Genomic DNA, 12,451 nt, shown 5'->3' with positions numbered 1-12,451 from the left:
AGCGGGTACTTCCTCGGGGCAGGCATCTTCTGGGCTCCTCTCATGAGACCCATCTGACCTGCTGTCACCTTTCCCCGCATCTCGGGGGAACCTCACCTGCGCGTCTGCGGGTGTTCAGTACCCACTCACGTGAGTAGGCTGGTTGACAGGTTGACTTGGCGGATTCTCACTAGGCGGGGCTATGGCGTACGAGGTGGCTGCACCCAAGTATGTGCGGCTGGCGCAGACGCTCCAGGGGCGTATCGAGGACGGTACGTACCCGCCGGGGAGCCGGGGCCCGAGTGAAAATAAGCTGGTCCAAGCCTTCGGAATGTCCCGCCCCACTGTCGTCCGCGCGCTGGAGCTGCTGAAGCGGGATGGCTGGCTGGAGTCCCGGCAGGGGTTCGGCACCATCGTCCGCGGGCGGCCGGAAGTGGCCGAGCAAAGGTCCAGCGCGGCCGGGAGGTGCTCGACCGTCAGGAGGATCAGGCCCCGGGGCGCCTCGTCGAAGTCCGCCAGGTACCCGTACCGCCCCGAGTCGCTGGGCTCCTGGGTGTGCCCAGGAAGACTCAGGTGCTCCTTCGGCGGCTGCTGATCGAAGCGGACGGAGAGCCGGTTGAGCTTTCCTCTTCCTACTTCCCCGCCGGCCTGGCGGAAGGTACTGAGCTCGCCGACTCGGCTCCGCTCACCGAAGGGCTGCGCGCGCACCTGGAGGCGCGCAAGAAAACGGTGGGTGATGACAACGGACAGCAAAAAGGCCCGGGTCGATGACCTGGGCCTCTGTCATGGAGCGGGTGACGAGAATCGAACTCGCACTCTCAGCTTGGGAAGCTGAGGTGATCTGACGCCCGTGGCTCACTGACCGTTCTCTATCCCCACGTGTGGTCGGTAGGGGGCGAACAGCATCTTGATTCGGGTGAGTTGGCCGGTGTGCGAGCCGAATGGGTCCTGCTGCCGGATCTGCTGCCGGTGCCGGCCCGGTCGGCTGGTCCATCTGCTGCTGAGATGGACCAGTTGGTGGGCAGGCGGGCGGTGACGAGTAGCGTCACGGCGCTCAGGGGAAGCGCAGGGTGAGTGCGAGTCCACCCTCGGGGCCGGGTTGCGCCGTCAGCGTGGCGTGGTGTGCTTCCGCGATGGAGGCGGCGATGGACAGCCCCAGGCCATGGCCGGAGGTGGCGGTGCGGTCCGCGTCGAGGCGTCGGAAGGGCTCGAACAGGTCGGGGATCCGTTCGGCGGGCACGTGGGGGCCGGTGTTGGTCACCGTAACGGTGGCGGCGTCGAGTCGTACGCGGACACACCCGCAGGGGTGGTTGTACTGGATGGCGTTGCGGATCAGGTTCGTCAGCAGGTGGCGCAGCAGGACGGGGTCCCCGAGAACGACCGGCCGGGTGTCGGCGCCGAGGTCGACGTGCACGCCGTTCTGGGCTGCCTGCGGTGCGAGTTCGGCGGTAACGAGCCGGGCGGTTTCCGCAAGATCCACGCTTTCGGTCTCGTCCGGTCCACGGTCGCTCCGGGCGAGCAGCAGGAGCGCGTTGATCAGTTGTTCGGCTTCGCGGTTGGTGGTGAGCAGGTCCTCGCGAACTTCGACGAGGCTCTCGGGGAGGGGATCGGCGAGGCCGACCTGGAGGGTGGCGCGCTGGGCGGCGAGGGGTGTCTTGAGTTCATGGGAGGCGTTGGCGACGAAGCGGCGTTGGCTCTCGAAGGCCTTCTCCAGCCGGTCGAGCATGGTGTCGAAGGTGTCGGCGAGGCGGTGCAGCTCGTCGTCGGGGCCGGTGAGCGCCAGGCGCTGGTGCAGGTTCTGTTCGCTGATACGGCGGGCGGCTTCTGTCATGGAGGTGACGGGACGCAGTGCCCGTCCCGCGAGCCACCAGCCGAGCAGTCCGGCCAGCAACGCCATGACGAGGAGGCCGACGGCGGACCAGAGCACCATCTGGCGCAGCGCGGTGTCCTGTACAGCCTGCACGGTCTGGTCGATCTTCTTGATCATGACACTGTCGCTCGGAGCCGGAGAGGAGCGGTCCGGCCGAACGGCGTGCACCGGCCCGAAGGGCGTCGAACGACCGCTCGGCACATCGCCGTACGTGATCGACAGCCCCTGGACCTGCTGATCTGTTCCATAGCGCGCGAGCAGCACCACGAAGGCGAGCAGGGTGATGCCGGCGAGCAGGAAGAGCCCGGAGAAGGCAGCGGCCAGGCGACCGCGGAAGGGCAGTCTGCTCAGCAGCGCCCGCGGGTTCAGTCGCACAGCCGGTATCCCTCTCCCGTGTCGGCGGCGATCAGGCCCGGGTCGCCGAGTTTGCCGCGCAACCGGCTGACGGTGGCACGGACCGCGCTGGTACGTCGGTCGAGGTGCTCGTCCCAGACGGTGCGGACCAGCTCGTCGTGCGCCACCGGTGCGCCACCGGCCATCAGCAGCAGGTGCAGGACCGCGAACTCTTTCGGAGTCAGTTCCAGCGGGCGGCCATTCACAACCACTTCGCGCCGCGCCTTGTCCAGGGAGATACTCCCGAAGCGCAGCACGGAGGGGGGCGGTTTCGGCGCGCGACGGCTCAAGGCGCGTACGCGGGCGACGAGCTCGGCGAAGTCGAAGGGCTTGGCGAGGTAGTCGTCCGCGCCGAGCGCGGTGAGGCCGTAGATCTTGTCGGTGAGCTCGCCGGCCGCGGTCAGCATGAGGATTCGCGGCGGGTCCTGGAGTTCCCGCAGCCGCCTGCACACCTCGTCGCCGGTCATGACCGGCAGATCGCGGTCGAGGATCAGCACGTCGTAGGCGGTGAGCAGACACATCCGCTCGGCCGCGTCGCCGGTGGCGGCGATGTCGACGGCCATCGCCTGGCGGCGCAGACCGGTGGCGATGGTGCGGGCGAGAACACGGTGGTCCTCGGCTACCAGAACTCTCATGGCCCCATGAAACCAAGATCACGATTGCAGCCGGATAAGGATGCGGAGCGGTGTGCTCCGAGCCGGCCGGCGCTGTACCGGAGTGGGCAGCGAAGACGGCCGGGTTCAAGTCGGCACCCTCGACCAGGGCCGGGGCCGGTCCTTATGCCCCTGTAACACGCTTATCTTGCTGCAAGCGGCAAGCTGCTTTTGTCTGCGGCATGAACTTCGTCAAGCGCGCCGGGATGAGCCTTGGTGCCAGAAAGTCCAAGACCGCCGCCTTGCTGGCGATCTTCGTCGTCATCTGCACCCTGCTCCTCGGCGGCTTCCTGCTGCAGGCCGCAGCCGCCGGCCAGGAAGCCGACGCGCAACGGGCCATCGGCGTCGACGTCACGGTCAGGAAGAAGGGCCTCACCCCGGCCCTGGCCGACCGGCTCGGTGCCTCGGACCTGGTGCACCGCTACAACCCGGAGCTTCCGGTGCGCGCCGGCGCGGATGGCTTCACGCCGCTGACATCGAATGCGCCGAAGCCGGGCGGCACCGACGCCGGGAAGCGGAAACGCGGAGTGGAAAAGGATCCTCTGGCTGTGAACGGCGTCCGCGACTCGGACATGCTGCTGCCCTTTTCGTACGGATCGACGAAGATCACGGCGGGCCGCGGCATCACCCCCGCCGACGCGGGCCACGACGTCGCGGTGATCGAACAGCGCCTGGCCGAGAAGAACCACCTCAAGGCGGGCGACACCGTCCGGGTGAGGTCTGAAGACGGCCAACGCACGGTACGGCTCACGGTGGTCGGCATCTTTCAGGACCCGGCGCAGGATCCGACGAGGTGGACGCGGCCGCACGAACTGCCCGGCAACACCCTGTACGTACCGGTGGGCACCGCGCAGCAGCTCGGCACCGGCACCGTGACGGTCAGCGAGGCCGTGTTCAAGATCGGCTCACCGGACCGGGCCGAGCAGCTGCACGCCGAGGCCGAGCGGCTCCTGGGCAAGGGCACCTTCGACTTCCGCGTCAACGACAAGGCGTACAAGGACCAGGTCCGCCCGATCCAGCGGGTCGGCACGTTCGCGGGCCTGATCGTCTGGGTGATCGCCCTGGCCGGGGCGCTGATTCTCGGTCTCATCGTGGCGCTGCAGATCCGCGAGCGGCGCGCCGAACTCGGGGTGCTGCTCGCGATGGGCGAGAAGAAGTGGAAGCTCGTCGGCCAGCACGCCGTAGAGGTGGCGGCCGTGGCTCTGCCCGCCGTCGCGCTCGCCGCTCTGGCGGGCTCCCTCGCCGGACAGCACGCGGGCGACGCGCTCCTCGGCCGCCAGGCCGGCAAGCCGGTCGCGGCGGCCGGGGTGCGGGGCGCCGAGATCGCTCCTGCCGCGGTACGGGTCGAGCCGGCCGCCGTCGGCAAGGTCGCCGGCATCGGGCTCGGCATCTCCCTGGTCTCCACCGTCGTTCCGGGCATCGGGATCCTCCGCCTGCACCCCCGCTCCATCCTCGCCGACACCGAATAACCGGCCCACTCACCGCACGTCCATCCACCGACAGGGACCGAGAGAGCGATACCCATGAACTTCGTCAAACGCGCGGGGCTCAGCCTGTGGGCCCGCAAGGGCCGCACCCTGATCACCTTCGCCACCTTCCTCGTCATCTCCGTGATGGTGCTGGCCGGCGTCCTGATCAACGACGCGACGGCCCAGGCCGAGCAGGACGCCAAGCACTCCGTGGGCGCCGAGGTCAACATGGAAATGGACATGCACCAGTTGGGCGGTGGTGGCATGCAGGCCCCGAGCATCGACGCCACGACCGTCGACAAGCTCGGTGCGCTGCCGCAGGTGCAGAAGTACAGCTACTCGATGTGGGACCGCGCCTTCCTCAAGGGCAAGTACAAGCTGGTCGACGGCGGGCCGAAGATCCAGCCCATGGGCCCCGGCGGCACCTCGGCCACAGGCGTCCTCGACTCCTCGCTGCTGCCCGACTTCCGCAGCGGCAAGTTCACCCTCCTGTCCGGCAAGCACCTCACAGCCGCCGACAGGGACAAGAAGAAGCTCCTGATCGAGGAGCGGCTGGCCAGGAAGAACGGTCTCAAGGTCGGCGACAGGATCACCCTGACCAGCAACGACGAGAAGACGACGGCCGACTTCACCGTGGCCGGCATCTACCGCGACCCGCGCCCCAGCACCGACCCCGAACCCGAGAATTTCCTCAGCCCGGCCAACCTGCTGTACGGCACCGTGGGCGGTATCTCCGCACTCGAGTCAGAGGGAAAGGGGACGCTGCAGGTCGGCAAGGCAACCTTCCTCCTCCAGGACGCCGACGACCAGAACGCGTTCAAGGACAGGGCGAAGCAGGTCGCGGGCTCGGCGCTCGACGGCTTCAAGCTGGACGCCAACGACAAGGCCGTCCAGCAGATGACGGGCCCGCTCAAGAGCATCCGCTCCACGGCCACCGTGGCGATGTGGCTCATGGGCATCGCCGGCGCGGCCGTCCTGGCCCTCCTGGTCAACCTCGCGGTCAAGCAGCGCCACAAGGAGTACGGCGTCCTGCTGGCCATGGGCGAGAAGAAGAGCAAGCTCATCACCCAGCAGGCCCTGGAAATCGTCGTGGTCGCCGCCGTCGCCATCGGCGTGAGCTCACTTTTCGCCCCGGACCTGACCCAGAGCGCCGGCCAGTCACTGCTCGGCAAGGAAGCCTCCGCCGCTGAGAAGAAGCTGGACTCCTGGCAGCCTCCGGCCCCCGGCAGCACCGGTCTCGATCAGGGCATCGACCCGAACGACAAGCCCGTGGAGAACGCCGACCCCATCGACAAGATCACGGTCGCGCTCGATCCGGCGGACCTAGCCACGGTCGGCGGCGTCGGCCTCGGCATCGGACTGCTCGCCACCGCCATTCCGGCCGGCGCCGTGCTGCGCCTGAGCCCCCGCACCATCCTCACGAAGGGCAAGTGACCCGCCATGACCAGCCCCACCGCTACCCCGCCCGTCCTGCGCCTCACCGACGTCAGCCACACCTACTCCAGCCAGCGCCGCAGGACGACCGTGCTCAAGAGCATCGAGTACGCCTTCGAACGCGGCACCTTCTACACCATCCTGGGCCCCTCCGGCAGCGGCAAGACCACCCTGCTCAGCCTCGCCAGCGGCCTCGACACCCCCACCAAGGGCACCATCAGCTTCGACGGCCGGAACCTTACCGAACTCGGCCTCGGCCGCTACCGCAACAAGCACGCCGCCACGATCTTCCAGCAGTACAACCTCCTCACCTACATGAGCGCCCTCCAGAACGTCACCTGCGCCATGGAGATCACCGGCACCAAACCCGCCACCGGCAGCCGCAGAACGCGCGCCCTGCACCTGCTGGAAAAGATCGGTCTCGACAAGGCGATGACCACCCGCAACGTGCTGCAGCTCTCCGGCGGCCAGCAGCAGCGTGTCGCCATCGCCCGCGCCCTCGCCTGCGACGTCGACATCCTCTTCGCCGACGAACCCACCGGAAACCTCGATGAGGACACCGCCCAGGGCATCATCGACACCTTCCGCGAACTCGCCCACGAACAGGGAAAATGCGTGGTCGTCGTCACCCACTCCCAGCAACTGGCCACCCAGTCCGACCGCATCCTCCACCTGCGCAAGGGCAAGCTCACGGAACAGGTGAACGCCTGATGGCGTGGCACGCCTTCAGCTCGGGACGGAGCGAATCCTTCCCGGACTACTTGTCCGCGAAGATCTTCCGGCACCCGGCGGCGGTGAGCGCGTCGAGCTGCCGCTCCAGTTTCTGCCCGCCGGTCGACACCCGGGCGTACCCGATTTTGATCTCGGCGCGCACGGGCGGCTCGGCGACGAGCAAGTCCACGTCGTGCGCCAGCTCCTGAGTGGTGGTCAGGTCGTCATGGCCCCGGAGCGTGTCAGAGAACGGCGGTCCGGGGTTCTTGAACGCCCGAGGTTTTGAAGGGCCTTTGAAGGCTCCGAGGGGCCTGGGTGACCCGCCGGGAGCGATCTTCAGAAAGCGAAGGTTTATTGACAGCTCCCCGGATCGGCAGTGGGGTCGGGGGCTTTGGCGGAAGGTCTCGCGCGCTGGACAGCAGATTCTGGAAGTCCGTGCGAAACCCCTTGCGCAATGGTCAAGAGTCGTTGACCATTGCTCGTATGCCTACCGACGATCTTCCCGAGACGTTTCACGTCACCACTGACGACCAGCTGCGCGCCGTCTCCAATCTCACGCGCCACCGGATCATGGCCGTGCTCCGCTTCGAGCCCGCGACGATCACGCAGATCGCCGAGCGGGTGGGCCTTGCGAAGGGCAGTTCCAGCTATCACGTGCGGCTGTTGGAGCGGGCCGGCCTGGTGAAGGTGGTACGGACACGGAAGGTGCGGGGGGTCACCGAGCGGTACTACGCGATGGCCGCGCGGGCGATCGAGCTGCCGGATCCGGGCGAAGGGGGGCCGGATGTGCTGATGCGCCATGCGGTGGCGGACCTGGAGGCGTCGCCGGCGGACGGCGAGCGGCACGTGCGGATGGCGCATCTGCGGCTCACCGAGGAGCAGTTCGCGGAGCTGGGGGCGCGGCTGCAGGCACTGGCGGACGAGTACCGGGAGCTGTCCGATCCGTCGCTGCCGGACGCGTCACTCGTCTTCGCACTGTTCCACCCGGCACCGCGCCAGCAGGCCGAGGGGGGCGCCAAGTGACCTCGGACATTCGGAAGTTGCCGACCGGGTTCGGACGGCTGTGGAGCGCGCAGACGGTGTCCTCGCTCGGTGACGGGGTATCGCATGCCGCGCTGCCGCTGCTCGCGTTGACGTTGACGCGCGATCCGATGGCGCTCGCCGTCGTCACGGCCGCCGGGACGCTGCCGTGGCTGCTCTTCGGGGTGCTCGGCGGTGCGCTGGTGGACCGCTGGGACCGCCGGCGCACGATGTGGGTCGCGGACACGGCACGTGCGGTGCTGCTCGCGATACCCGCGGCGGCGGCCGCGCTCGACGTGCTGAGCATTCCGCTGCTCGCGGCCGTCGCCTTCCTGCTCGGCATCGGCGGGCTCTTCTTCGATACGGCCGCCACGGCCTTCCTGCCGGATCTGCTCCACCGCGACCCCGCGCTCCTGGAGCGCGCCAACTCCCGCCTGCGCGGCGCCCAGACCGCCATGTCCGGGTTCGCGGGGCCGCCTGCGGGCAGTGCGCTGCTCGCGCTCGGGCGGGCGGTTCCGCTGCTCACCGACGCGGTGTCGTTCATGCTCTCCGCACTGCTCGTACGTACGCTGCCCGCCATGCCCCGGCCCGTGCCGGAGGTCCGCGAGTCGCTGCTTCGGCAGGCGCGGGCCGGGGCCTCGTACGTCTTCCGGGACCGGGTGCTGCTCGGGCTCGCGCTCCGTCCGGCGGTCGGGAACATCGCCTTCCTCGCTGTGGAGACCGTCCTCGCCCTCTTCGCGCACGACCGCCTCGGCATCGACACCTACGGCTTCGGCCTGCTCCTCACAGCGGAGGCCACCGGCGGCCTGCTCGGCGCAGGCATCGCCTCCTACCTTGGCCGACGACTCGGCACCGGCACCGCACTGACCTGCACGGCCGCCGTCGAGGGGCTTGCCATCCTGGGCCTGGCCGCTGCCCCGAACCCGTACGTCGCCGGGCTGGCGCTCGCCGTCTGCGGGGCCGGCATGGGCGCCACGATGGTGCTCGCGCCCTCCCTCCGGCAGGCGATCGTCCCCGCCCACCTGATGGGCCGGGTCGCCTCCACCTCCCGCATGCTGGCCATGTGCGCCGCCCCCATCGGGGCCTTCCTCGGAGGCTGGCTGGCCACCACCTACGACATCCGCACCCCGCTCTACGCCGCCGCCGGCCTCCTCCTGGCGATGACGGCCGTCACGGCATCCATGACCAGCAACCGCCGGGTCGAAGAGGCGCTGCGTGCCGCCGCCCCGGTCGGCGGTCCGGATCACCAGGCATCCAAGGATCCCGCCCACGAGAGTGCACCTGACTTGGTGTGACCCCTGCCGCGCAGGGTCACAGCAGGGCGGGTGGCAGGACCCTGCGGGGCGCGACGAGTGGCGCCGGGTCGGTCGGGTGTGCCGCTCTGCGCCGCCGCTCTCGTGGCCGCTCCCCTCGCCCCGACCGCAACGCCTGCACAAGCCCAGACGCCATGTACGGTCAACGGCAGCCCCGTGTCCGGAACGACCGTCAGCGGTGCTGCCGGCTCTGGGCGCAGGGAACTTACAGGACTGGGCTGTTCGCGGTGCCGGTGCCGTGGGAGCCGCAGGTGAAGGCGTCCTCACCTACGCTGCCGGCAACCCGCTGGCCACCGCCGTGCTCGCCGGCGTGGCCGCCTTTGGCGCCGCGGTCGTCTTCACACGCTCGGCGATCATCTGACCCGCCGATTGACAGAGCCGAAACAGCACAAGCCCTGAACATCACGTCGCCGCCCGGCGCCTGGCAGAGGGAGGCGGCCATGACGGACACCTGGAACGACGAGCCGCTCTCCGAAGCGCGTCGTCACTGACGACGAGCCGATCCATCACGACGTGGACGGTGCAGGCCTGCTCGGCTTCGGTACGGCTCAGCCGGGCCTGGCCGGGTGCCTGCAGATCGCCGAGCACTGCCAAGGCGTCGGGAGCGCCCGTCCGGGCCGGCTGCTCACCCTGCACGGCTACGACCAGCCATCGATGGAAAGCGGAGAGTAGTGAATGAGGTTAGCGTGACGTCAACCGTTGAGTGATCGTCGGTCCGATCCGCGCTGGCCGTTGCCGCGGAGAGGGCTGCCCATGGCCGAAAGAGACTGCTCATGCACTTCGTTTCCCGCGGTACTCGCCTCAGCAGGGCCGTCGTAGCGGCGTGTGGGCTGTCGGCGTTGCTCGCAGCCTCCGTGACGGCCGGCTCCGGTGCTGCTGCTACCGAGCCGCGTCCCTCTGGGGAAGGCCCCTCCGACGGGGGCGCGGTCATCACACTCAGGACCGCCAGGGTCGGCGCGCCTGGTAACCCTTCGGTGGGCATTCTCCCGTTCAAGGACGCCCTGTACCGCTCGTGCGCCGAAGCTCCCTCCCCGAGCAGTTGTCTGAGGGTCGGCGGCGTGGACCATCGCTACGAGATCGGGCAGCTCGAAGTCACCGTGGAACAGTGGGTGTCGTTCCTGAATACGGCCGATCCCGAGGGACGCAACCGCCTCGGTCTCTATGACGAGACCGAGAGCTCGTCGGCGTGGCCGAGGTACGGCCAAATCAACTTCTCCCGAAGCGCCGACAGCGGCAGCCACTACTCGGTGGCCTTTCCGGAGTGGGCGGACAAGCCGTACGGTTTCGCAAATTTCCTGAGGGCGGCACGCTTCGTCAACTCGCTCTATAACGGCCGATTGATCTCCAAGCAGTCCAGCAGCAACGGCCGCTTCAACTATGTCACTTATCAGGTCAGACTGTCGGTGCGCACCGAGCGCGGGATGTACGACTTGGCGCGGCCGAATACCACCCGAGCCCATCGCTCGGGCTTCGTCCTGCCGAGCCAGGACGAATGGATCAAGGCGGCCTACTACGACCCGCGCGGCGGCGGCACCTACTCCTACTGGAAGTACCCGACCAACCCGGGAGTCTTCGGCGACGGAGACGCGACCGCCCCCAACCCCACCGTCCTCAACCCGACCACCGGCGACGTCACCAACGCGGCGACCCAGCCGCTGGCCTCTTACCACGCAAGCGGAAAGCCGGCACCGAGCTGGTGCCCGGGACAGCTGCAGCCCGAGGCCTGCTCCACCGTCAACCCAGTCGGACTCGATCCCAGTACCTACGCCGAGGTCTACCAGGGCAGCCTCAGCACGGTCGGCGGGGCGAGGACCACCTCGCCGTGGGGCACTCTCGACCAGGGTGGCAACGCGGTCGAGTGGACCGACACGATCACGGCACCCCCCTCCGGACAGAGCTCCCTGCGGGTGTGGCGGCGGCTCCACGGCGGAATCTCCAACGCACCGGCCTTCCAGATGTGGCCCTCCGCTGTCGGGCTGCAGCCGCAGGACAACGTGTTCTACAACCACACCTATCCGTGGCTGGGCATCCGGATCGGGGTCATCGGCGATCTGAAGCCCGGCAAGTCCTAGGTCGTCCTAGGTCGTGTCCGGTGCGAACGCGAGCGGGTTCAGCTCGGCCGTGATCCCACTCCCAGCGCGGCCATCGTGGACAGCCAGAGCGTCCGGGCCGGCGAGCGCGGCGGCCCTCACGGGTACGACGGTGGCGAGAAGGTCCCTCTAGATGCCTCTAGATGGCCCTCGCGGGCGTGGAACTGGCGGGCGGCGGCGAAGTTCGCGGCCCATCGGGAGTCCTGTGACCGGGGCGCATCCGGTACCGGCTCGCCCTCTGCCGGGGGCTATGTCGCCCCTGCAGTTCGCCTGGGTGCAGGGGAACTGGATCGGTCGTGATTCGCCTGAGAGCCCGCCGGGGGTTGGGCTGTGTTGCCGGAAGCGCGGTCACGCGGTGTCCCTCGCCGGGGCCGGTGCCCCCGGAGCACGTCACAGCGCGAACACCGGGACCCCGGGGGTACGGGGCACAGCGCACACCCCCCGTGCCCGCGAGCGCGCCGCGGGCGGCGGCGCGAGGGCAGGCCCGATCAGCGGCATGACGGCCGCCAGCATCTCCGCCTCGCTCGCGGTCCCGTCCACGACCAGATCGGCCGCTGCTCGAGAGGGCGCGACGTGGGCTGCGTGGCGGTCCCTGCCGGTCTGCAGATAGTTGCGCAGGGACAGTCGGGGGTCCTGCCGCTGCACCTCGATCTTCCGGAGGATCTTGCGGGCCAGGCGTATGTCGTCGGGGGTGTCGACGTACACCCGCCACGCCGCCCGCCGGACCACGGACGGCAGTGACAGCGCGAACAGGCCCTCGACCACCACCAGCAGCACGCCGGGGCGCAGCAGCGCCGCGTCGACGGCGTGTGTCACCGCTGTCTCGTCGATGGACTGCGGATGGTTCCAGTCGAGGACGGCGTGCCCGTCGGCACTGACCGTCCACACACCACTCAGGGGGTCGTGCGCGGGCACGTAGTAGTCGTCCAGATGGACCAGCGCCACGCTCTCGGGACACTGCAGCGACAGGGCTTCGGCAAGGGTGGACTTGCCGGATGCGGTGCCGCCTGCGACCGCCAGTACACCCGTCATACCGGGCGCTCCTCATGTGCTCAAAGGGGATAAACGAAGCGGCCGGACAAGCCGGGTGCAGGGAATGTACGGCGGCGTGGGCGCCTATGGCAAGCAGGGAAACGCGGCCCGGTTCAGCGGGAGGCCAGGGCCGCGACCTCGGTCGACCTGCGCACCTCGGCGATGCCGCGGACCTTCAGCGTGGCGTAACGGCCCTTGGGCGCGGGCGGACGCTCGCGGACGAGGCCCTCGCTCGCGTCATCGGCGAGGAGGCCGGGCCAGCCTCGAACTGGGTCGACCCGGAAGACTGGAAGCAGTGGCGAGTCAACCTCAACCGCCTTCGCACAGTCCTTGCTCCGCCATCACCGTCCATCCCGCTGTTCGATATCGAGCAATGACAGAGCGTCACCCGCCACAAAACCCGTTCTCATGAACAGAGCCAGGCGCACGTCCAGGCTGCGCAGCCGGACACCGGGCTGCCCGGATCCCGTGTCGTACGGTCTGATGC

The 12,451-nt window shown here is 69.0% G+C and carries 12 protein-coding genes and 2 pseudogenes; 10 read left to right on the top strand and 4 right to left on the bottom strand.

All coding sequences use genetic code 11. From position 1 onward, the window contains the following. Positions 1-181: 181 nt before the first annotated feature. A pseudogene (locus ACZ4N5_RS41265) lies at positions 182-705 on the top strand (GntR family transcriptional regulator); the annotation flags it as partial. 328 nt (positions 706-1,033) lie between these two features. Here ACZ4N5_RS41265 and ACZ4N5_RS41260 read toward each other — a convergent pair. Together ACZ4N5_RS41260 and ACZ4N5_RS41255 are read right to left on the bottom strand one after the other, a co-directional pair. Then, the gene (locus tag ACZ4N5_RS41260) at positions 1,034-2,224 is read right to left on the bottom strand and encodes a sensor histidine kinase (protein ID WP_467762106.1); all 1,191 of its coding nucleotides are present in this window, start codon (positions 2,222-2,224) and stop codon (positions 1,034-1,036) included. Further along, positions 2,215-2,877 carry a response regulator transcription factor gene (locus ACZ4N5_RS41255; RefSeq protein ID WP_467762105.1) on the bottom strand — a complete coding sequence of 221 codons (663 nt, stop codon included), beginning with the start codon at positions 2,875-2,877 and terminating at the stop codon, positions 2,215-2,217. Before ACZ4N5_RS41255 ends, ACZ4N5_RS41260 begins: the two co-directional genes overlap by 10 nt. 200 nt (positions 2,878-3,077) lie before the next feature. Between ACZ4N5_RS41255 and ACZ4N5_RS41250 the strand changes: the two genes are divergently transcribed. From ACZ4N5_RS41250 to ACZ4N5_RS41240, 3 genes are read left to right on the top strand one after another with little or no spacing between them, the layout of a single operon-like run. Further along, entirely contained in the window at positions 3,078-4,364 is a 1,287-nt protein-coding gene (locus tag ACZ4N5_RS41250) for an ABC transporter permease (RefSeq protein ID WP_467762104.1), read from the top strand. Positions 4,365-4,418: 54 nt separating this feature from the next. Then, positions 4,419-5,798: an ABC transporter permease gene (locus tag ACZ4N5_RS41245; RefSeq protein ID WP_467762103.1), complete on the top strand. Its 1,380-nt coding sequence runs from the start codon at positions 4,419-4,421 to the stop codon at positions 5,796-5,798. Positions 5,799-5,804: 6 nt separating this feature from the next. After that, positions 5,805-6,509 carry an ABC transporter ATP-binding protein gene (locus tag ACZ4N5_RS41240; RefSeq protein WP_467762102.1) on the top strand — a complete coding sequence of 235 codons (705 nt, stop codon included), beginning with the start codon at positions 5,805-5,807 and terminating at the stop codon, positions 6,507-6,509. A 46-nt stretch (positions 6,510-6,555) separates the two neighbouring features. On the opposite strand, the gene ACZ4N5_RS41235 is transcribed toward ACZ4N5_RS41240, so the two are convergent. Further along, complete coding sequence (locus ACZ4N5_RS41235) at positions 6,556-6,699, bottom strand: recombinase family protein (RefSeq protein WP_467762101.1); 144 nt, start codon at positions 6,697-6,699, stop codon at positions 6,556-6,558. Positions 6,700-6,992: 293 nt separating this feature from the next. Here ACZ4N5_RS41235 and ACZ4N5_RS41230 point away from each other — a divergent pair, with 293 nt between their 5' ends. The 6 genes and pseudogenes from ACZ4N5_RS41230 to ACZ4N5_RS41205 all read left to right on the top strand — a co-directional run. Continuing rightward, entirely contained in the window at positions 6,993-7,532 is a 540-nt protein-coding gene (locus tag ACZ4N5_RS41230; RefSeq protein WP_467762100.1) for an ArsR/SmtB family transcription factor, read from the top strand. Further along, complete coding sequence (locus ACZ4N5_RS41225) at positions 7,529-8,824, top strand: MFS transporter (RefSeq protein ID WP_467762099.1); 1,296 nt, start codon at positions 7,529-7,531, stop codon at positions 8,822-8,824. Before ACZ4N5_RS41230 ends, ACZ4N5_RS41225 begins: the two co-directional genes overlap by 4 nt. Before the next feature lie 256 nt (positions 8,825-9,080). Further along, positions 9,081-9,203: a hypothetical protein gene (locus ACZ4N5_RS41220; RefSeq protein ID WP_467762098.1), complete on the top strand. Its 123-nt coding sequence runs from the start codon at positions 9,081-9,083 to the stop codon at positions 9,201-9,203. A gap of 152 nt (positions 9,204-9,355) precedes the next feature. Further along, positions 9,356-9,514 (top strand): hypothetical protein, encoded by a 159-nt coding sequence (locus tag ACZ4N5_RS41215; protein WP_467762097.1) that lies wholly within the window; start codon positions 9,356-9,358, stop codon positions 9,512-9,514. A 302-nt stretch (positions 9,515-9,816) separates the two neighbouring features. Further along, entirely contained in the window at positions 9,817-10,914 is a 1,098-nt protein-coding gene (locus ACZ4N5_RS41210) for a hypothetical protein (protein WP_467762096.1), read from the top strand. Between the two features lie 24 nt (positions 10,915-10,938). After that, a pseudogene (locus ACZ4N5_RS41205) lies at positions 10,939-11,058 on the top strand (IS5/IS1182 family transposase); the annotation flags it as partial. Between the two features lie 264 nt (positions 11,059-11,322). On the opposite strand, the gene ACZ4N5_RS41200 reads toward ACZ4N5_RS41205, so the two are convergent. Continuing rightward, on the bottom strand, positions 11,323-11,964 hold the full coding sequence (locus tag ACZ4N5_RS41200) for a uridine kinase family protein (RefSeq protein ID WP_467762095.1): 642 nt from the start codon (positions 11,962-11,964) through the stop codon (positions 11,323-11,325). Positions 11,965-12,451 lie beyond the last annotated feature (487 nt).

This window comes from Streptomyces sp. NPDC026500 (assembly GCF_055567635.1).
Note: the sequence above shows the minus strand (reverse complement) of the source record. Positions and strands in the feature narration are given on the sequence as shown.